18 protein-coding genes are annotated in these 20,170 nt (G+C 69.4%); 2 read left to right on the top strand and 16 right to left on the bottom strand.

The features are described 5' to 3' along the window. Positions 1–26: 26 nt before the first annotated feature. The 5 genes from ACJMKX_RS16300 to ACJMKX_RS16280 all read right to left on the bottom strand — a co-directional run bounded on the left by ACJMKX_RS16300 (position 27) and on the right by ACJMKX_RS16280 (position 3,865). On the bottom strand, positions 27–500 hold the full coding sequence (locus ACJMKX_RS16300; RefSeq protein ID WP_405227786.1) for a regulatory protein RecX: 474 nt from the start codon (positions 498–500) through the stop codon (positions 27–29). Positions 501–506: 6 nt separating this feature from the next. Continuing rightward, positions 507–1,541 carry a recombinase RecA gene (gene recA / locus ACJMKX_RS16295; RefSeq protein WP_405227784.1) on the bottom strand — a complete coding sequence of 345 codons (1,035 nt, stop codon included), beginning with the start codon at positions 1,539–1,541 and terminating at the stop codon, positions 507–509. A 116-nt stretch (positions 1,542–1,657) separates the two neighbouring features. Next, positions 1,658–2,227, bottom strand: coding sequence for an RNA 2',3'-cyclic phosphodiesterase (gene thpR, locus ACJMKX_RS16290; RefSeq protein WP_405227782.1), 570 nt, complete (start codon positions 2,225–2,227; stop codon positions 1,658–1,660). A 22-nt stretch (positions 2,228–2,249) separates the two neighbouring features. Further along, positions 2,250–2,759, bottom strand: coding sequence for a CinA family protein (locus tag ACJMKX_RS16285; protein ID WP_405227780.1), 510 nt, complete (start codon positions 2,757–2,759; stop codon positions 2,250–2,252). Next, entirely contained in the window at positions 2,756–3,865 is a 1,110-nt protein-coding gene (locus tag ACJMKX_RS16280) for a glycosyltransferase (RefSeq protein WP_405227778.1), read from the bottom strand. The genes ACJMKX_RS16285 and ACJMKX_RS16280 overlap by 4 nt, the downstream gene beginning before the upstream one ends. Before the next feature lie 225 nt (positions 3,866–4,090). On the opposite strand from ACJMKX_RS16280, the gene mutS reads away from it, so the two are divergent. Next, a complete protein-coding gene (gene mutS / locus ACJMKX_RS16275; RefSeq protein WP_405227776.1) occupies positions 4,091–6,664 on the top strand; it encodes a DNA mismatch repair protein MutS in 2,574 nt (857 codons plus the stop codon). A gap of 371 nt (positions 6,665–7,035) precedes the next feature. On the opposite strand, the gene ACJMKX_RS16270 is transcribed toward mutS, so the two are convergent. From ACJMKX_RS16270 to rluD, 8 genes are all read right to left on the bottom strand, one after another. Further along, complete coding sequence (locus ACJMKX_RS16270) at positions 7,036–7,686, bottom strand: esterase/lipase family protein (protein WP_405227774.1); 651 nt, start codon at positions 7,684–7,686, stop codon at positions 7,036–7,038. Next, positions 7,683–8,141 (bottom strand): dihydroneopterin triphosphate diphosphatase, encoded by a 459-nt coding sequence (nudB, locus tag ACJMKX_RS16265; RefSeq protein WP_405227772.1) that lies wholly within the window; start codon positions 8,139–8,141, stop codon positions 7,683–7,685. Before nudB ends, ACJMKX_RS16270 begins: the two co-directional genes overlap by 4 nt. A gap of 11 nt (positions 8,142–8,152) precedes the next feature. Beyond that, positions 8,153–9,934, bottom strand: a complete 1,782-nt coding sequence (aspS, locus tag ACJMKX_RS16260) for an aspartate--tRNA ligase (RefSeq protein ID WP_405227770.1) — start codon at positions 9,932–9,934, stop codon at positions 8,153–8,155. A gap of 54 nt (positions 9,935–9,988) precedes the next feature. Next, entirely contained in the window at positions 9,989–10,645 is a 657-nt protein-coding gene (locus ACJMKX_RS16255; protein ID WP_405227769.1) for a DUF502 domain-containing protein, read from the bottom strand. Positions 10,646–10,677: 32 nt separating this feature from the next. Next, a complete protein-coding gene (locus tag ACJMKX_RS16250; RefSeq protein WP_405227767.1) occupies positions 10,678–11,028 on the bottom strand; it encodes an FmdB family zinc ribbon protein in 351 nt (116 codons plus the stop codon). Between the two features lie 90 nt (positions 11,029–11,118). Then, positions 11,119–13,722 (bottom strand): ATP-dependent chaperone ClpB, encoded by a 2,604-nt coding sequence (gene clpB, locus ACJMKX_RS16245; protein ID WP_405227765.1) that lies wholly within the window; start codon positions 13,720–13,722, stop codon positions 11,119–11,121. A gap of 116 nt (positions 13,723–13,838) precedes the next feature. Next, positions 13,839–14,567, bottom strand: a complete 729-nt coding sequence (pgeF, locus tag ACJMKX_RS16240; RefSeq protein ID WP_405227763.1) for a peptidoglycan editing factor PgeF — start codon at positions 14,565–14,567, stop codon at positions 13,839–13,841. Further along, complete coding sequence (rluD, locus tag ACJMKX_RS16235) at positions 14,567–15,535, bottom strand: 23S rRNA pseudouridine(1911/1915/1917) synthase RluD (protein ID WP_405227761.1); 969 nt, start codon at positions 15,533–15,535, stop codon at positions 14,567–14,569. Before rluD ends, pgeF begins: the two co-directional genes overlap by 1 nt. 60 nt (positions 15,536–15,595) lie before the next feature. Here rluD and ACJMKX_RS16230 point away from each other — a divergent pair, with 60 nt between their 5' ends. Continuing rightward, complete coding sequence (locus ACJMKX_RS16230) at positions 15,596–16,405, top strand: outer membrane protein assembly factor BamD (RefSeq protein ID WP_405227759.1); 810 nt, start codon at positions 15,596–15,598, stop codon at positions 16,403–16,405. Between the two features lie 44 nt (positions 16,406–16,449). Here the strand turns inward: ACJMKX_RS16230 and ACJMKX_RS16225 are convergent, their stop codons facing one another. Genes ACJMKX_RS16225 through sucC form a run of 3 tightly spaced genes read right to left on the bottom strand, consistent with a single transcriptional unit; the run spans position 16,450 to position 20,169 of the window. After that, on the bottom strand, positions 16,450–18,090 hold the full coding sequence (locus ACJMKX_RS16225) for an NAD+ synthase (RefSeq protein WP_405227758.1): 1,641 nt from the start codon (positions 18,088–18,090) through the stop codon (positions 16,450–16,452). A 34-nt stretch (positions 18,091–18,124) separates the two neighbouring features. Continuing rightward, on the bottom strand, positions 18,125–18,997 hold the full coding sequence (gene sucD, locus ACJMKX_RS16220) for a succinate--CoA ligase subunit alpha (RefSeq protein ID WP_405227756.1): 873 nt from the start codon (positions 18,995–18,997) through the stop codon (positions 18,125–18,127). 11 nt (positions 18,998–19,008) lie between these two features. Continuing rightward, a complete protein-coding gene (sucC, locus tag ACJMKX_RS16215; RefSeq protein WP_405227754.1) occupies positions 19,009–20,169 on the bottom strand; it encodes an ADP-forming succinate--CoA ligase subunit beta in 1,161 nt (386 codons plus the stop codon). Between the last annotated feature and the right edge of the window lies 1 nt (position 20,170).

Genomic DNA, 20,170 nt, shown 5'->3' with positions numbered 1-20,170 from the left:
GGAGATCGGGCCGGAGAGGCCCGGATTCAAGCGGTGGCGCCGCCCCGGATGGCCGCCTGGATCTGGTCGGAGTCGAACCCCCGGTACTCGAGGAAGCGCATCTGCTTTGCCCGGCTGGGGAAATCCGGCGGTACGGTCTTGCCGAATTTCTTCACCCGCACCTCGGCGGCCAGCTCGTACCAGTCGACGTCCGCCTCGTCGATGCCGTCCTCGATCAGGAGTTCGTTGACGCCGCGGCGCTCGAGTTCCTGGTAAATGCGGACGGGGCCCTGACCCTTGCGCGCCCGGGCGGCGACGAAGGACTCGACGAAGCGGCTGTCGCTGAGCAGGCCCTCGTCCTCCAGGGCGTCCAGCGTTTCGTCCGCGAGATCGCCGGTGGCGCCCGCCGCCGCCAGCTTGTGCCGGAGCTCCCAGCGACTGTGCTCACGTCGGGCCAGGAAGTCCATGGCACGACGCCGGCAGTCAGCCGGCGTCAATTCACTTTCTTCGAGTTCGCTCACCGTCGGTCAGGCTTCCTTTACCTCGGGTTCGTCGTCCGCCGGCGCCTTCTTCGCGGGCAGCAGCAGCTCGCGGATCCTGCCTTCGATCTCCGCGGCCGTGTCCGGGTGCTCCTTCAGGTACTCCCGCACGTTCTCCTTGCCCTGGCCGATGCGGTCCTCGCCGTAGCTGTACCAGGAGCCGGCCTTCTCGATGATGCCATTGGCGACCCCGAGTTCGATGATCTCGCCCTCGCGGGAGATGCCCTCGCCGTAGAGGATCTCGAACTCGGCCTGCTTGAACGGCGGCGAGACCTTGTTCTTCACCACCTTCACACGGGTCTGGTTGCCGATGACCTCGTCGCCCTTCTTGATGGCGCCGATGCGGCGGATGTCGAGCCGCACGGAGGAGTAGAACTTCAACGCGTTGCCGCCCGTGGTGGTCTCGGGGCTGCCGAACATCACGCCGATCTTCATGCGGATCTGGTTAATGAAGATCACCATGGCGTTGGAGCGCTTGATGTTGCCGGTGAGTTTCCTGAGTGCCTGGGACATGAGCCGCGCCTGCAGGCCCACATGAGAGTCGCCCATCTCGCCCTCGATCTCGGCCTTGGGCGTGAGCGCGGCCACGGAGTCGACCACGATGATGTCCACCGCGCCGGAGCGCACCAGCATGTCGGTGATCTCGAGCGCCTGCTCGCCGGTATCCGGCTGGGAGACCAACAGATCGTCCACGTTGACGCCGAGCTTCTCGGCGTACTGCGGGTCGAGGGCGTGCTCGGCGTCAACGAACGCCGCGGTGCCGCCGGCCTTCTGCGCCTCGGCCACCACCTGCAGCGTCAGCGTGGTCTTGCCCGAGGACTCCGGGCCGTATACCTCGACGACGCGGCCGTAGGGCAGCCCGCCGATGCCGAGCGCGACGTCCAGGCCGATGGAGCCGGTGGACACCGAGTCGATATCGCGCGCCGGCCCGCCGTCGCCCAGCCGCATCACGGAGCCCTTGCCGAACTGCTTCTCGATCTGGCCCAGCGCGGCGGCCAGCGCCTTTTTCCTGTTCTCGTCCATGGTGTACCCGCAGCCTGTTGCGATTCAGTTATGAGAACCCGCGATTATTCCACAACGGCGACCATACATCAGCCATGGGAATCCGGGCCAGCGCGGCAGTTTCTCGGCGGCGGGGCTCATCTCTCCCAGATGCGGAGCGGCCGGTAGACCGAGCCGCCATTGCCATGACTACCGCCGTTCTCCGAGCGCACCAGCGCCACCTGCCGGCAGGGCCACACAACCGGCTCCTCCAGCGCCTTGCGCCCGCTGCGCCGGGCCTTGCGCGCGAGCGTCACGTGGGGCTCCCAGGGCCGGGTCTCCGGCGTCCAGCCCAGCGCCGCCATGCCCGCGCTCATCTCCCGCTGGTAGACGGCCAGCGCCTCCGGGCAGTCTTCGCCCACCAGGCTCAGGATCTTCGGCCGACGCCAGTACGTGATGCGGTCGAGGACGAGCTCGGCATCCGGGATGTCCAGCGCGTCCACCACCATCTCGATCTGCTCCCGGGCCTGCACCGGCCAGTTGCCGACGAAAACCAGGGTGACATGCAGGTTGTCCGCGGGCACCGGTCGGGCGCGGGCCCGTTCCACAGCCGGCGCGGCCACCGCCTCGATGCGCTCGCGCAGCTCCGTGTCCGGCCAGAAGGCGACGAAAAGGCGCTCGGTCTCGGTATCCTGCGGCGGGCCGTCGTGTTGCTCCGCTGCGCTCATCGACTTCTGTTACCGGGGCCTCTCACACCGGGATGCGCGCGAGCACGCCGCCCAGGGCGTGGCAGACGCTGCGGCGCCGGACCGTTTCCCGGTCGCCCTCAAAATGAACACATTCGGCATACGTGACAGGCGTGGCGCCACTGACCGCCCAGGCGAACCAGACCGTGCCCACCGGCTTGTCCGGCGTGCCGCCGTCCGGCCCCGCGATACCGCTGACCGCCACCGCAATGTCGGCAATGTCCGCGCCGCTGGCCGCCAGCGCCCCGGCCGCCATCTCGCGCACGGTCTCCTCGCTGACGGCGCCGCAGCCGTCCAGGGTCTCGGCGCGCACGCCCAGCAGGGAGCGCTTGGCCTCGTTGCTGTAGGTGACCAGTCCCGCCCCGAACCAGGAGGAACTGCCGGCCACGTCGGTGAGCGCCTTGGCGATCCAGCCGCCGGTGCACGACTCCGCCGTGGTCACCCGGCGCCCGGCGGCCAGCAATGCCTCGCCCGTGCGCCGGGCCAATGCGGCGATGTCCTCGAATTCGGTCATGGGTCTTCCGTGTTCGTGTCCGCGCCGCCGAGCACTTCCCGGTAAAGCGCCAGATGGCGCGCGGCCATGCGCTCCGGGGTGAATTCGCTGCGCACCCGGACGCGGCCGGCCTCGCCCAGACTGCGGGCCAGCGCGGGATCGGTCAATACCCGCAGCATGGCCCGGCCGAGCGCCTCGGAATCCCGGGGCGGCACCAGCAGGCCGGTGCGCCCCGGCTCCACGGCCTGGCAGACACCGCCGGCGGCGAACCCGACCACCGGCACGGATGCGGCGGCCGCCTGCAGGAGCGCCACGCCGAGGCCCTCCGCCAGTGCGGGATGCACTACCAGGTCCAGCGCCGGGAGTATGCGCGCCATGTCATCGCGGAAACCGGCCATCAGCACCCGGTCCGCGAACCCGAGGCGCCGGATCTCCGAGGCCAGAGCCTTCTCCAGTGGCCCACGGCCGAAAAAAATCACGTGGAGCCCGGGACAGTCCTCCAGCACGGCGGGCATGGTCTCGAGCAGGTACCGGTGGCCCTTGCGCTCGATCAGCTGGGCGACCACGCCGGCCACCGGCGCGCCGGCCGGCAGACCGAATTCGGCGCGCAGCCATTCCCGCTCCGGCGCCCCGGCGAAGGGCTCGGCATCCACGCAGTCGGGGATCACCGTGATGCGCCGGCGGTCGATACCGGCGTCCGTCAGCACTCGCTCGATCGCGTTGGAGATGGCGACGATGCGGATGTACGGCCGATAGCGCACGGCGGCGAGCCAGCGCGGTTCCGGGTTGTCGACCCGCCGGGAGACCACCGCGCAGATGCCGCTGCGCCGGGCCGCCAGACCGCCGAGCAGGTCCGCGCCGCGACGACTGTGGGCATGCAGGATATCGGGCCGCTCCTCCTCCAGCACCCGGCGCATGCGCGGCAGGAACCCGAGGTCGTGGTCACCGCGCATGGTCAACTCGCGCACGTGGTGACCTGCCGCCCGGGCGGCCTCGCCCACCTCGCTGCCGATGGCGCTGACCAGCAGGTGCTCGGACTCGTCATCGGCGAGCGCATCCAGCAGATAAAGCACTTGCTGGGCGCCGCCGTACAGGTTGAGTCCCGTCTCCAGGTGCAGAATCTTCATGGGTGTCCGCGGGTCCGCGGCTACGAGAACCGGACAGTGGAATGGTCGCGTACTGTACCCCGCGGCCGGGACGTACAGGAACCCACGGTGTCACAGATGGTGTCACCGATGGCCTGGCAAACCGGCACACCCACCGGCCGGGTCGCCGCCTCCGACAGCCCATCGACTTGCCGACCGTGACGGGCTAGCCTATCCGGCCCGCCCCACACCGGAAAACAGCGAAGAATGAGCGCGTCCGCCCGTGCAGAACACACGCCGATGATGCAGCAGTATCTCGGCCTGAAAGCCGAGCATCCGGACACCCTGCTCTTCTATCGCATGGGCGACTTCTACGAGCTCTTCTACGACGACGCCCGCCGCGCCGCCGAGCTCATCGACATCACGCTCACCACCCGGGGCAAGTCCGCCGGCGAGCCCATCCCCATGGCCGGCGTGCCGTATCACGCGGTGGACAGCTACCTCGCCAAGCTGGTGAAGCTCGGCGAGTCGGTGGCCATCTGCGAGCAGATCGGCGACCCGGCGGCGAGCAAGGGCCCGGTGGAGCGCAAGGTGGTGCGCATCGTCACGCCGGGCACGCTCACCGAGGCCAGCCTGCTGCAGGAGCGGCGCGACAACGCGGTGGCGGCGGTGGTGCTCGCCCGCCGGGAGATCGGCATCGCCTGGCTGGATCTCTCCGCCGGGCGCTTCCTGGTGAGCCAGGTGCCGGACGAGGGCGCGCTGGCGGCGGAGATCGAGCGACTGCAGCCGGCCGAAATCCTCTACGACGAGGAAGGCGGCGTGCCCGGCTGGCTGGCAGAGCGCGCCGGCGCCCGCGGCCGGCCGCCCTGGCACTTCGATGGCGAGACGGCAACAAGGCTCCTGTGTGAGCAGTTCGGTACCCGGGACCTGACCGGCTTTGGTATCGACGGTCTGGAGATCGCCATCCGCGCCGCGGGCGGCCTGCTCGAATACGTCCGCGATACCCAGCGCGGCGCCCTGCCCCACATCGACGGCATGGCCGCCGAGCAGCCGGACGACGCCATCCTCATGGATGCGGCGACGCGGCGTAACCTGGAACTCGACCGCAGCCTCTCGGGCCAGGATCAGCACACCCTCGCCGGCGTCATGGATACCTGCCGTACGGCCATGGGCAGCCGGCTGCTGCGGCGCTGGATCAACCGGCCCGTACGCAGCCACGCCGTCATCGGCGCCCGCTACGATGCGGTGGCGACGCTGCTCGAGCGCGGCCCCGAGGAACTGCGCGATCTGCTTGCCGACGTCGGCGATCTGGAGCGCATCCTCTCCCGGGTGGCGCTGCGCTCGGCCCGTCCGCGGGACCTGCGCCAGCTCGGCGACAGCCTGGGACGTCTGCCGGACCTCGCCCGGCTGCTCGCCGGCCTCGACGCACCGCGCCTGGCCGAGCTGGCCGCCGACGCGGCCGAGCACCCGGATACCCACCGGCTGCTGGAAACCGCGCTGGTGGAGAACCCGCCCATGCTGATCCGCGACGGCGGCGTCATCGCCTCCGGCTACGACGCGGAGCTCGACGAACTGCGGGATATCAGCGCCAACGCCGACCGGTATCTGGTGGATCTGGAGCAGCGCGAGCGCGAGCGCACCGGCCTGCCCACGCTGAAGGTGGGCTACAACCGGGTGCACGGCTACTACATCGAGATCAGCAAGGCCCAGGCGCAGAAGGCGCCCGAGGAATACACCCGGCGCCAGACGCTGAAGGCGGCCGAACGGTTCATCACGCCGGAACTCAAGCGCTTCGAGGACCAGGTACTGAGCGCCCGGGAGCGCGCGCTGGCCCGGGAGAAGGCGCTGTACGAGGGCCTGATCGACGCGCTGCACGAGGTGCTGGGCCCGCTGCGCCGCACGGCGTCGGCGCTGGCCGAACTCGACGTGCTGGCGTGCTTCGCCGAGCGGGCCGAGCGCCTCGGCCTGTCCCGGCCGATGCTCGGCGACGAGCCGCGCATCGCGATCCGCGCCGGTCGTCACCCGGTGGTGGAGCGGGTACTCGAGGCACCTTTCGTGCCGAACGACCTGGAGCTCGACGACGAGCGGCGCCTGCTGATCATCACCGGCCCGAACATGGGCGGCAAGTCCACCTACATGCGCCAGGCGGCGCTCATCGTCATCCTTGCCCACATCGGCAGCTTTGTGCCGGCGGACGCGCTGGAGATCGGCCCGGTCGACCGCATCTTCACCCGCATCGGTGCTTCGGACGACCTGGCCGGCGGGCGTTCCACGTTCATGGTGGAGATGACCGAGACCGCCAACATCCTGCACAACGCCACGCCCGCGAGCCTGGTGCTGATGGACGAGATCGGCCGCGGCACCAGCACCTTCGACGGCCTGTCGCTGGCCTGGGCGGCGGCCCATCACATCGCCACCCGACTGCGCGCCTTCACGCTGTTCGCCACCCACTACTTCGAGCTCACGGCGCTGCCCGACGAGTTGCCCCACGCCGCCAACGTGCACCTCGATGCCACCTCCCACGGCGACCGGCTCATCTTTCTGCACGCGGTGAAGCCGGGCCCGGCCAACCAGAGCTACGGCCTGGAGGTGGCTGCACTGGCCGGCGTGCCGAAATCGGTGATACGGCGCGCCCGCCGCCACCTGGAGCAGCTGGAGTCCGCCCGGCATCACCGCGACCACGGCCCCCAGCAGGAACTGGCCCTGGCGCCGCCGACGCAGGAGGAGCCGCCGGGGGACGCGCTACGCGAGACGCTGGAGGATCTGGACCCGGACTCGCTCTCGCCCCGCCAGGCGCTGGACCTGATCTACAAGCTGAAAGACCTGGCGGACGGCTCGTAGGAGGGCCTTCAGGCCCGATCCGGCTTTCTATCGGCGTTGGCCCGCCATCGACTGGGGCGGACTGCGGGGGACGCTCAGTCGGACGTCCTGTCCTCCTTCGCTTCGGCCGGGCCTCCTTCCCGCCGTCCTGGCTCCAGTCGGCCCGGACGACCCCCGCAGCCCGCCCCAGCCGCTGACGGGCCCGTAGCCGAGAGGCTTGGCACAAATCAGCAGGCGCTCCTGACTGTCAGCTCCGTCACGCCACCACGCGGCGGCCGTCATGCGGGGGTATCCGTCGCCGCGACCTTTCGTCGGGAGCAAGATGGATACCCCCGCAGGGCGGCCACAAAAGAACGCGGGTCTGGCAGGGCGGATCGGGCCTGAAGGCCCTCCTACGCGAATCTTCCTTCGCGGAGGAAGGTATCCGCGGCGGCGGCGGCGGCGCGGGAGAACAGGAGGCCCGTGTGGGTCACGTTGAGCACCAGGTGATCGGCGATGCCGGGCAGCTTTGTCTCCGCCACCCGCACCGTACCGTCGTGGGGCGGCTCCAGGCGGCCGAGCAGGCGGCCGGCGCCCACGCCCCGGCTGCCGGCGATTACGCCGGTGCGCGCGGCGAGTTCCGGCGGGCACCACTCCGCCGCGCTCGAGTCGAGCACGCCGCCGGCGATGCTGCGGCCGGTGAGGCGTCTGCCGAGGCGCGAGGAGGCGAGGCGTTCCGCCGAGCGGCTGCCGGTCAGGGGCGATCCCAGGCAGACGATGCGGCCCGGCGGCGCCTCGTCCCAGCCCGCCAGCGTGCGCAGTATCAGGGCGCCGCCGAGGCTGTGGCCTACCCAGCCGATGCGGCCGGCGTGCAGGCTGGCGGCGAAGGCGCGGAGGTCCCGGGCGTTCGCATCGATGCCGTGGCGGATGGTGCGCCAGGAGAAGAGGTTGACATCGTCCCGGCCGGCCTCGCGCAGGCGTCGGGCGAGACGCTTCAGCGCCCAGGATCCGAGCCAGAGACCGTGCACCAGGACGAGTGCGCTGCGTTCTCCCTCCGGGTTCACGCCAGGTCCCTGGCCAGGTCTTCGAGCGCCTCCCGGTTGGTCCAGGACCAGACTCGTTCGATGGCTTCCTCGAGGGGCACCCACGTGAACGCGGAGTGCTCGCTCGGGCTCAGCACCACGTCCCGGGGCTCGTCGAGCCGGAAGCGCCATTCATATTCGACGTTCTCGAAGATGCCCGGCGGGTAGCGGTTGCGCCAGCGGGGATCGATGACGAAGACGCGGCTGACCCCGGTGTAGGCGAGCGTGCCGTTGTCCTCGAAGCCGGTCTCCTCGGCGAGCTCCCGGGCGGCCGCGCTGTCGTGGGTCTCGTCCCGCAGCAGGCTGCCGGTGATGGACTGCCAGAATTCGAAGGGGCGCTGGCGATGCAGCAGCAGGACCTCGCCGCTGGCCGCGTAGACGACCACCAGCACCGACTCGGGACGCCGGTAGGGCCTGGCGGGAGTCGGTGCAGTCACGGCGCCGGCGCTCAGCTCGCGGTATCGCCCCGCGGCTTGCGGAGCCGGATGCCCACCTCGCGCAGCTGCTGGGCGGAGACGTCGCCCGGCGCGTCCGTGAGCGGGCAGGCCGCCGTCTGGGTCTTCGGGAAGGCGATGACGTCGCGGATGCTCTCGGCGCCGGCCATCAGCATCACCAGGCGGTCGAGGCCGAAGGCGATGCCGCCGTGGGGCGGGCAACCGTACTCGAGCGCGCGCAGCAGGAAGCCGAACTTCTGCTCCGCCTCCTCGGGGCCGATCTGCAGCAGGTCGAACACCGCCGACTGCACCTCCTGATCGTGGATACGGATGGAGCCGCCGCCGATCTCCGAGCCGTTCAGCACCATGTCGTAGGCGCGGGAGAGTGCGTGTTCCGGGTCCTTGCGCAGGGCCTCGGCGTCACTGATCGAGGGCGCCGTGAACGGATGGTGCAGCGGGTCCAGTCGGCCCGTGGCGGCGTCGCGCTCGAACATCGGGAACTCGACCACCCACAGCGGCTTCCAGCCGGCCTCCACCAGGCCCCGGTCCTCGCCCAGCTTCACCCGCAGGGCGCCGAGGGCGTCGTTCACCACGTGCGCCTTGTCCGCGCCGAAGAACACCAGGTCGCCGTCTGCCGCGCCGGTACGCTCCATGATGCCGGCAATGGCCTCGTCCGGCAGGAACTTGAGAATAGGCGACTGCAGGCCCTCACGGCCGGCGGCGGTGTCATTCACCTTGATGTAGGCGAGGCCCTTGGCGCCGTAGCGGCCCACGTAGGCGGTGTAGTCATCGATCTCCTTGCGGGTGAGTTCGCCGCCCTTCGGCAGGCGCAGCGCGGCCACCCGGCCCTTCGGGTCCGCGGCGGGGCCGGCGAACACCTTGAATTCGACCCCTTCGAGGAGGTCGGAGACTTCCACCAGCTCCAGCGGGATGCGCAGATCCGGCTTGTCGGAGCCGAAGCGCTGCATCGCCTCCGCCCAGGCCATGCGCGGGAAGGGTGCGGGCAGCTCGACGCCGAGCACGTCGGCGAACAGGGCACGGATCAGCCGCTCCATGGTGCCCATCACCGTCTGCTCCTCGACGAAGCTCATCTCGATGTCGAGCTGGGTGAACTCGGGCTGGCGGTCGGCGCGCAGGTCCTCGTCGCGGAAGCAGCGCACGATCTGGTAGTAGCGGTCGATGCCCGACATCATCAGCAGCTGCTTGAAGATCTGCGGCGACTGCGGCAGCGCGAAGAACTTGCCCGGATGGGTGCGGCTGGGGACGATGTAGTCCCGCGCGCCCTCCGGCGTGGTCTTGGTCAGCATCGGCGTCTCGACGTCGATGAAGCCCTCGTCGTCGAGGAACCGGCGCAGCGAGCGCGTGGCGGCATGGCGCAGGCGCAGGTTCGACAGCATGTCCTCGCGGCGCAGATCCAGGTAGCGGTAGCGGAGCCTGAGCTCCTCGTTGGCGGTCTCGTCGTGATGGAACGGCGGCGTCTTCGCGCCGTTCAGCACCGTCAGCTCCTCGGCCAGCACCTCGATCTGCCCGGTCCGCATATTCGGGTTCACCGTGCCCTCGGGCCGCGGCCGCACCTTGCCGCGCACCGCCAGGACGAATTCGCTGCGCACCCGCTCCGCCTCGGCGAAGATCTCCGGGCGGTCCGGGTCGAACACCACCTGCAGCAGGCCCTCCCGGTCGCGCAGGTCGATGAAAATCACGCCGCCGTGGTCGCGCCGGCGGTGCACCCAGCCGGTGACTTCCACGACTTCGCCGGTCAGTGTCTCGTCGACCTGTCCACAGTAATGAGTGCGCATAGGGTTATCGATGATGAATGAGGGACCGGCGACGCCGGCAAAAGAGGCGAAATGTTACGACCTGGCCTCGGGCGCTGCAAGCGGAAGCTCCTGCTCGCCGGCGTGCCAGCCGGGCACGACGACGCCCAGCGAGATGATCATCTTCAGCGCCTCGTCCACCTCCATCTCGAGCTCGATGATGTCCTTTCGGGGCACCATGATGATGAAGCCCGAGGTGGGATTCGGCGTGGTCGGCACGAAGGTGCAGACCACGTCCTCGCCGGTCTTCGCCTGCACCTCGCCCAGCGCGCTGGAGGTCTGGAAGGCGAGGCTGTAGACGCCCTTGCGCGGGTACTCGATCAGCAGCACCTTCTTGAACGAGTCACCGGAGTCGCCGAGCACCACCTCGGCGAAATTCTTGGAGGCGCCATAGACGGAACGCACCACCGGGATGCGCTGCAGGATGGCCTCGCCGAGCGCGAGCAGCCGCCGACCCGCGAAGTTGGCGACCAGCATGCCGGTCACGAGCAGGATGATGATGGTGAGCAGGATGCCGAGGCCCGGGATGGTGAACGTGATCCCGAAGACCTCGTAGGGCGGGCGTACGCTCGGCGGCAACAGGCCCAGGGTCTTGTCGAGCTGGCGGACCAGCAGGTTGAGGATGAACAGGGTCAGGCCGAGCGGTACCCAGACGAGCAGCCCCGCCACCAGCCAGCCCCGCAGGCGCTTCATGACCGCTCCCGCTCCACCCGTGCCGTCCCGGCTCAGGCCGCCGCGCCGCCGGTGGAGCCGGCCGCCTTGCCGTCGCTCGCCTTCTTGTCGGATTTGCTTTCCGGCTTGCTCTCCGACTTCTTGTCGCCGTCGCCGCCGGACTTCTTCTCGCCGTCGCCGCCGCTGCCACCGCCGTCGGCCAGGTTGCGCTTCTTGTCCTTGTCGGTCTTGAAGTCGGTCTCGTACCAGCCGCTGCCCTTGAGCCGGAAGCGGGGCGCCGAGATCTTGCGCTTCAGTGCCGCCTCGCCGCAGTCGGGGCAATCGGTCAGCGGGTCGTCACTCATCTTCTGCAGGGCGTCGAGTTCGTGCCCGCAGCTCTTGCACACATACTCATAGATAGGCATGTCGTCTCTCTCCACGAAGAACGCCCCCGGAGACACCGGGGGCGCCGATTATAGCCGCTGTCGGTACGGGAACCGGTTTCGTCCTCCCGCTCAGCCTGCCATGGCCTCGGGGGCATCCGAGGTGCGGAACACGATCTCCTCCCCCGAGACGTCGGCCAGGATGGTGTCGCCCGGCGCGAATTCGCCGGCCAGGATACGCTGGGCCAGCGGATTCTCGATGCGCTGCTGGATGGCCCGCTTCAGCGGCCGCGCGCCGTACACCGGGTCGAAGCCGGCCTCGGCGAGCTGATCCCGCGCGGCGTCGGTGAGCTCGAGGTCCATGTCGCGGTCGGCGAGACGCGCGTGCAGGTAGCCGAGCTGGATATCGACGATGCGGCGGATGTGCTCGCGGCCGAGCGGATGGAACACCACCACGTCGTCCACCCGGTTGATGAACTCGGGCCGGAAGTGCTGGGAGACGACCTCCATGACCTCCCCCTTCATCTTCGCGTAGTTCTCCTCGCCGGCGAGCTCCTGGATACGCTGGGAGCCCAGGTTCGAGGTCATGACGATGACCGTGTTGCGGAAGTCCACCGTGCGGCCGTGGCCGTCGGTGAGTCGGCCGTCGTCCAGCACCTGCAGCAGGATGTTGAAGACGTCCGGGTGTGCCTTCTCGACCTCGTCGAGCAGGATCACCGAATAGGGCCGGCGCCGCACCGCCTCGGTGAGGTAGCCGCCTTCCTCGTAGCCCACGTAGCCCGGCGGCGCGCCGATCATGCGCGCGACCGAGTGCTTCTCCATGAACTCCGACATATCGAGGCGCACCATGGCCTCGTCGGTGTCGAACAGGAACTCCGCGAGAGCCTTGGTGAGCTCGGTCTTGCCGACGCCGGTCGGGCCCAGGAACAGGAACGAGCCGATGGGCCGGCGGGGATCGGAAAGACCGGCGCGGGAACGGCGGATGGCATTGGACACGCTCACCACGGCCTCGTCCTGGCCGACGACGCGGGTCCTGAGCGCCTCCTCCATCTGCAGGAGCTTCTCCTTCTCGCCCTCCAGCATCTTCGAGACCGGGATGCCGGTCCACTTGGAGACCACCTCGGCCACCTCTTCCTCGGTGACCTTGTTGCGGACCAGCGTGGGCTTGGCCGTCTGCTCGGAGTCGGCAGCACTCTCCAGCTGGCGCTCGAGTTCCGGGATCTTGCCGTACTGCAGCTCGGACATGCGGGTGAGGTCGCCGGCACGGCGCGCCGTCTCCAGCTCCAGCCGTGCCCGCTCCAGCTCCTCCTTGAGATGGGTGGTGCCCTGCATGGCCGCTTTCTCGGACTTCCAGACCTCTTCCAGATCGGAGTACTGCTTCTCGAGGTCGCCCAGCTGTTCCTCCAGGTCTTCCAGCCGACGGCGCGAGGCCTCGTCGGATTCCTTCTTCAGCGCCTCGCGCTCGATCTTCAGCTGGATGATGCGCCGCTCGAGACGGTCCATCGCCTCCGGCTTGGAGTCGATCTCGATGCGGATTCGCGAAGCCGCCTCGTCCACCAGGTCGATGGCCTTGTCGGGCAGCTTGCGGTCGGTGATGTAGCGGTGCGAGAGCGTCGCCGCGGCCACGATCGCCGGGTCGGTGATCTCGACGCCGTGGTGCACCTCGTAGCGCTCCTTCAGCCCGCGCAGGATGGCGATGGTGTCCTCCACCGTCGGCTCGGTGATCAGCACCTTCTGGAAGCGGCGCTCGAGGGCGGCGTCCTTCTCCACGTACTGGCGGTATTCGTCCAGGGTGGTCGCGCCCACGCAGTGCAGCTCGCCGCGTGCCAGCGCGGGCTTCAGCATGTTGCCCGCGTCCATGGACCCTTCGGCCTTGCCGGCGCCCACCATGGTGTGCAGCTCGTCGATGAACAGGATGATCTGCCCCTCCTGCTTGGAGAGGTCGTTCAGCACGGCCTTCAGGCGTTCCTCGAACTCGCCGCGGAACTTCGCGCCGGCGATCAGCGCGCCCATGTCCAGCGACAGAATGCGCTTGCCCTTCAGGCCCTCCGGCACTTCGCCGTCGACGATGCGTTGCGCGAGGCCCTCGACAATGGCGGTTTTGCCGACGCCGGGCTCGCCGATCAGCACCGGATTGTTCTTGGTCCGGCGCTGCAGGATCTGGATGGTACGGCGGATCTCGTCGTCGCGGCCGATGATGGGATCGATCTTGCCCTGCTCGGCCCGCTCGGTGAGATCGATGGTGTATTTCTCCAGCGCCTGGCGGGTGTCCTCGGCGTTCGGGTCGTTCACCTGTGCGCCGCCGCGCATCTCCTCGATGGCCTTGGTCAGCGCGCCCTTCACCACGCCGGCCTCGGCGAGGATCTTGCCCAGCGCGCCCTTGTCTTCGACCGCCGCCAGCACGAACAGCTCGCTGGAGATGTACTGGTCGTTGCGCTCCTGGGCCAGCTTGTCGGTGACGTTCAGAAGCTTGCCGAGGTCGTTCGAGAGGTGCACCTCGCCACCCGTGCCCTCCACGCTCGGCAGCCGGTCGATGGCCTCGCCCAGCTGGGAGCGCAGCATGTTGACGTTGGCGCCCGCGCGCGTCAGCAGGCTGCGCACGGTGCTGCCCTGCTGGTCCAGCAGCGCGACCATCAGATGCACGGGCTCGATGAACTGGTGGTCCTGTCCGACCGCCAGTGACTGGGCATCGGCCAGCGCCATCTGAAATTTACTTGTCAGTTTGTCCATTCGCATGGGCTAGTCCCCCGGATCGGGATGTTCTCAACTGGTTCGGAAATGGTGCCGGAAGCCGCAGTTTCAAGCGCCGGCGCGGCCTCGGTGGCCTCCGGTCCCACCGTGCCGTCGGGCCCTCAGCCCCGTATCCAGACCAGAGTGGCCTGACGGCCGCAGTCGTGGTCGCGCCGGTAGGAGAAGAAGCGTTCGGCCTCGTCGTGGGTGCAGTAGCCGCCGCCGCTGACCGTCACGCCGGCGGCCTCGAGCTCCCGCCTGGCCAGGCCGGCCAGGTCCGCCTGCCAGCGGCCGCGGTCGTTGGGCGCGAAGAAAGCAGCATTGACGACGTCCCGCTCGATGAATCGCTCGCGCACCTCCCCGCCGACCTCGAAGGCGGGCTGGGCGATGGCGGGGCCGAGCCAGGCGAGGAGTTCCGCCGGCGGTGTCGTCATCGCGGCCAGGGTCGCCTCGACGATGCCGTCCGCGAGCCCGCGCCAGCCGGCATGTGCGGCCGCCACCTCGTCGCCGCGGCGGCTGGCGAGCAGCACCGGCAGGCAGTCGGCCGTGAGCACGGCGCAGACCACCCCCGGTTCCCGGGTCACGGCGGCGTCCGCCTCTGCCGGAGTGCCACCGGGTCGCGCCTCCACCACCCGGGTGCCGTGGACCTGGGCGAGCCAGGCCGGTTCGCCGGGCAGATTCAGCGCCTTCGCCAGGCGACGCCGGTTCTCCGCCACCGCCGCCGGGTCGTCGCCGACGTGCGCGCCGAGGTTGAGGGCCGCGTAGGCGCCCGTACTCACGCCGCCGGCACGGGTGGTGGCCGCTGCGGCAACCGCCGCGGGGGCTTCCCAGTCGGCTCGCAGAATGTCCATCAGCCGGCCTCCACCCGCTCCCGGTGGGCCCGCAACGCCGCGAGCAACGCGGCGTGGTCGTCGGGCAGCGGCGAAGAGAACGCGAGTTCCTCGCCGCTCACCGGATGTTCGAGGGCCAGCGACTCGGCGTGCAGCGCCTGGCGCCGGAAGTGCCGGAGCGTGGCCGCGAGCGCCTCGTCGGCCCCGGGCGGCAGCTGCAGGCGCCCGCCGTAGACCGGGTCGCCCAGCAATGGATGACGGATGTGGGCGAAGTGCACGCGGATCTGGTGGGTGCGGCCGGTCTCGAGGCGCACGCGCACGTCGGTGTGCGCCACGAAGCGCTCCACCACACGGTAGTGGCTCACCGCCGGACGGCCGCCCTCGCGTACCGCCATGCGCGTGCGCTGGACCGGATGGCGGTCGATGGGCGCGTCGATCGTGCCCCCCGCCGTCAGCACGCCCCGGCACACCGCCCGGTACTCACGACGGATGTCTCGACGGCCCAGCGCGCGGACCAGCGCCGTGTGGGCCTCCACCGTCCGCGCCACCAGCATCAGCCCGCTGGTGTCCTTGTCCAGCCGATGCACGATCCCGGCCCGCGGCACGGTGGCGAGTTCCGGGTAGCGGTGCAACAGGCCGTTCTGCAGGGTGCCTTCCCGATTGCCGGCCCCCGGGTGCACGACGAGACCGGCCGGCTTGTCCACCACGATCAGGCCCGCGTCCTCGTGCACCACCCGGAAGACGACCGGCTCCGCCTCCACACGAGTCTCCGGCTCGACCACCGCGTTCAGCTCCACGGTCTCGCCGCCGCTCACCGCATCCCGCGGGCGGCAGCCGCGGCCGTCCACGGTGATCAGGCCGGCCAGCAGCCACTCCTTCAGGCGGCTGCGCGAGTACTGGGGGAACATCTGCGCGAGCGCCTGGTCCATCCGCTTGCCGGCCAGCGCCTCGGGGATCTCCTGCCTCAGTGTCTGTGCTGTCTCCGTCATCGGGGGGCCTCGGGTAAGCCCGGCAGTTTACGTTATACTCCGCCGACTATGCCCAGCATTATGCGCCAAGCCACCCGGCCCACCGTTTCCAAACCGGTCTCCGGCACGGTTTCCGCCACCGTCTCTGCATGGCCGGGCGCCGCCAGCCGGCTGTTGCTGATCGCCTGCCTCGCCCTGGCTGCGGTCGCCTGCGGCACCGACGGGCCCGAGCGCCAGCAGGGCGCGGTGGAAGAAGTGTACGAGCGCGGCCAGCGCTCCCTGGCCAACGGCAATTACCGCCAGGCCATCCTCATCTTCGAGCAGATCCAGGCCCGCTTCCCGTTCACCGAATTCGGCAAGCAGTCCCAGATCGACCTGATCTATGCCTATTACAAGAGTGGGCGCGCCGAGCAGGCCATCGACGCTGCGGACCAGTTCATGCGCGAGAACCCCACCCACCCGCGGGTGGACTACGCGCTCTACCTGCAGGGCCTGACCTGGTTCGACAAAGAGCCGAGCCTGCTGGACCGGACGTTCGGCGTCGACCGCTCGGACCGCCCACCCACCGATACCCGTCGCTCGTTCGCCGCCTTCAAGAGGCTGGTGGAGCGCTACCCCACCAGCGATTACGCCGCGGATGCCACGCAGCGGATGATCTTCCTGAAGAACCGGCTGGCGGCCTACGAGAACCACGTGGCCGAGTACTACCTCCGCCGGGGTGCATGGATCGCCGCACTGAACCGGGCGAAGACCGCGCTGGAGGAATACAACGGCACGCCGGCGAACGAGAAGTCGCTGGAGATCATGGTGCGCGCCTACGAGAAGCTGGATCTGGACGAGCTGGCCGCCGACACCCGCCGGGTGCTCGCAGAGAATTTCCCGGACAGCTGATCTGCCTACCGGCGCCCGCGTGGTCGAGGGCCGCCTGAAAGGCTCTACCCGGGGAAGCGATAGCCCGAGGTGATCGGGTAGCGCCAGTCGCGGCCGAATGCACGGGTGGAGATGCGCACGCCCGGCGGCGCCTGGCGGCGCTTGTACTCGCTCCGCCGCACCATGTTCAGCACCCGCAGCACGGTCTCGCGCTCGTAGCCCCGCGCGGCGATCTCCTCCACCGACAGATCCTCTTCGATGAACGCGGCCAGGATGGGATCCAGCTCTTCATAGGGCGGCAGCGAATCCGTGTCCTGCTGGCCGGGCTTGAGCTCGGCGGAGGGCGGACGGGTGATGACCCGCTCCGGGATCACCGGCGAGCCGCCGTCGCGGGAATTACGATATCGGGCCAGCCGGTACACCAGCGTCTTGGCGCAGTCCTTCAGCGGCGCGAACCCGCCGGCCATGTCGCCGTACAGGGTGGCATAGCCCACCGCCATCTCCGACTTGTTGCCGGTGGTCAGCAGCATGCGGCCGGTCTTGTTCGAGATGGCCATCAGCAGGATGCCCCGGCAACGGGACTGGATGTTCTCCTCCGTCGCGTCCTCCGCCAGCCCCTCGAACAGGGGCGCCAGCTGGGCGAGCGTGGCATCCACCATGGGCTCGATGGAGATGACGTCGTAGCGCACCCCCATACCCTCCGCCTGGGCCGCCGCATCCGTGCGGCTGATGTCCGCCGTGTAGCGGTAGGGCATCATCACCGCCTGCACCCGCTCCGGGCCGAGCGCATCCACCGCCACGGCCAGCGTCAGTGCGGAATCGATGCCGCCGGACAGGCCCAGCACCACGCCGGGGAAGCCGTGCTTGTCCACATAGTCGCGGGTGCCGAGCACCAGTGCCGAATACACGCTCTCCTCCGCCCCGGGCAGCTCGGCGAGCGGCAGCGGCTCGGGCTCGATCGCACGGCGGCCGATATGGAGTTCGAGCGGGAAGAGCCCCTCCTCGAACATCGGCGCCCGGAAGGTGAGATTCCCTTTGGCGTCGGCCACGAAGGAGCCGCCGTCGAAGACCAGCTCGTCCTGGCCGCCCACCATGTTCAGATAGACCAGCGGCACACCGTTCTCGCCGGCGCGGGCGCAGCCCATGCGCTCGCGCTTGTCCTGACTGACCGTGTCGTAGGGCGAGCCGTTGATGGTCAGGATGACCTCGGCGCCGGCACCCCGTGCGAGCCGCGCCGGACCCGGCTGCCAGATGTCCTCGCAGATGGTGAGACCCACACGGGTACCGCGGAAGCGGAACACGGCCGGCTTTTCGCCCGGCGTGAAATAGCGCTTCTCGTCGAATACCCGGTAGTTCGGCAGCAGATGCTTGCGGTAGCGGGCGAGTTCCCGGCCGTCCTCGATCACGATCGCGGCGTTGTACAGCCGCTCGCCGTCGTACTCCGGGAACCCCACCAGCACCGCGACGCCCTCGAGCTCGGCGCGGATACGCTCCAGCGCGGCGGCGATCTGGCGCCGCAGGCCGGAGTGGAACAGGAGATCCTCCGGCGGATAGCCGCAGAGGAAAAGCTCCGGGAACACCACCAGATCCGCGCCGTGCTCGTCCCGGGCGCGGGCGGCCGTCGCGAGCAGCCGCTCCGTGTTGTCGGTGACGCCTCCGACCACCGGATTGAGTTGCGCGAGAACGAGCTTCAGCGACTCGGCCATGTCGGTAGTGGGCCAGGCGGCAGCCCGGCGCGGCTCAGCCCCCGAGCGCCGAGGCGATGGCGGAACCGAGATCCGCCGGCGAGCGCACCGTGGTGACGCCGGCCTCCTCAAGAGCCTCGAACTTGGCCTCCGCCGTGCCCTTGCCGCCGGCGACAATGGCGCCGGCATGGCCCATGCGCTTGCCCGGCGGCGCCGTCACGCCGGCGATGTAGGCCACCACCGGCTTGGAGACGTGGTCCGCGATGTACGCCGCGGCGGCCTCCTCGTCGGTGCCGCCGATCTCGCCCACCATGATAATGCCGTCGGTCTCGGCGTCGGCCTCGAACAGCTTCAGGCAGTCGATGAAGTCCATCCCGCGTACCGGGTCGCCGCCGATGCCGATGCAGGTGGACTGGCCGAGCTCGGCCTGGGTGGTCTGATAGACCGCCTCATAGGTCAGCGTGCCCGAGCGGGAGATGACGCCGATGCGCCCGGCCTGGTGGATCATGCCGGGCATGATGCCGATCTTCGCCTGCCCCGGCGTGATGATGCCCGGGCAGTTCGGCCCGATCAGCCGGCAGTCGTAGGCGGCCAGCGCGGCGCGCACCTTCACCATGTCCAGCACCGGGATGCCCTCGGTGATGCAGACCACCAGGCCCACGCCGGAGTCCGCCGCCTCCAGGATGGCATCGGCCGCGAAGGGCGCCGGCACATAGATCATGCTGACGTCGGCGCCGGTCTCGGCCACCGCCTCGTGCATGGTGTTGAACACGGGCACGCCCAGATGCTCCTCGCCGCCGCGGCCCGGGGTGACGCCCGCCACCACGTTGGTGCCGTAGGCGATGCACTGCTCGGTGTGGAAGGACCCCTGGTTGCCGGTGATGCCCTGGCAGACGATACGGGAATTGTTGTCGACTAGAACGCTCATGGATGCTCCTGTCAGCCGGCCGCCGCCACGGCCTTCTTGGCCGCGTCGGTGAGATCCGATGCCGCGATGATGTCCAGGCCGCTGCCGGCCAGCTTCTCGCGGCCCTGCTCGACGTTGGTGCCTTCCAGGCGCGCCACCACGGGCACCTCGACGCCCACCTCCTTCACCGCGGTGATGATGCCGTCGGCGATGAGATCGCAGCGCACGATGCCACCGAAGATGTTCACCAGGATGGCTTTCACGCTCTCGTTGGAGAGGATCAGCTTGAAGGCCTCGGCCACGCGCTCGGCGGTGGCGCCGCCGCCCACGTCCAGGAAGTTGGCCGGCTCGCCGCCGTGCAGTTTGATCAGGTCCATGGTGGCCATGGCGAGGCCTGCCCCGTTCACCATGCAGGCGATGTCGCCGCCCAGGGAGACGTAGTTGAGATCGTGCTCCCGGGCCTCGCGCTCGGTGTCGTCTTCCTGGGACGCGTCACGCATCTCCTCGAGCGACTGCTGGCGGAACAGCGCGTTTTCCTCGATGTTGATCTTGGCGTCCAGCGCGACGATGTCGCCGTCGCCCGTGACGATCAGCGGGTTGATCTCGAGCAGGCTCGCGTCCTTGTCCTCGAACAGGGCGTAGAGCTTGTTCAGCAGAATGCCGAACTGCTTCAGCTGGCCCTTGTCGAGGCCGAGCCCGAAACCGAGCCGGCGGATCTGGTAGGGCTGCAGGCCGGCGGCAGGCGAGACCGCGACCGAGAAGATCTGCTCCGGCGTCTTCTCCGCCACCTCCTCGATATCCATGCCGCCCGCGGCGGAGGCGATAATGGCAACGCGCTTGGCCTCCCGGTCCACCAGCATGCTGAGATAGAGTTCGCGCTCGATCGCCGAGCCGGATTCCACGTAGACCACGTTGACCGGCAGCCCCTCGGGGCCGGACTGGTGGGTGACGAGTTGCGTGCCGAGCATGCCCTCGGCGGCCTCGCGTACCTCATCGGCGCTGCGGCAGAGCTTCACGCCCCCCGCCTTGCCGCGCCCGCCCGCATGGACCTGGGCCTTCACCACCCAGAGATCGCCGCCGAGCTCTTGGGCGGCCGCCACGGCGGCGTCGGCCGTCTCCGCGGGCCGGCCCTCGGGCACGGGGATGCCGTAATCGGCGAACAGCCGTTTGGCCTGATATTCGTGCAGATTCATC

It is taken from the genome of Lentisalinibacter sediminis (assembly GCF_040706615.1).
Lineage (GTDB): Bacteria > Pseudomonadota > Gammaproteobacteria > Steroidobacterales > Woeseiaceae > Lentisalinibacter > Lentisalinibacter sediminis.
This window is presented reverse-complemented; position numbering and strand designations above follow the sequence as displayed.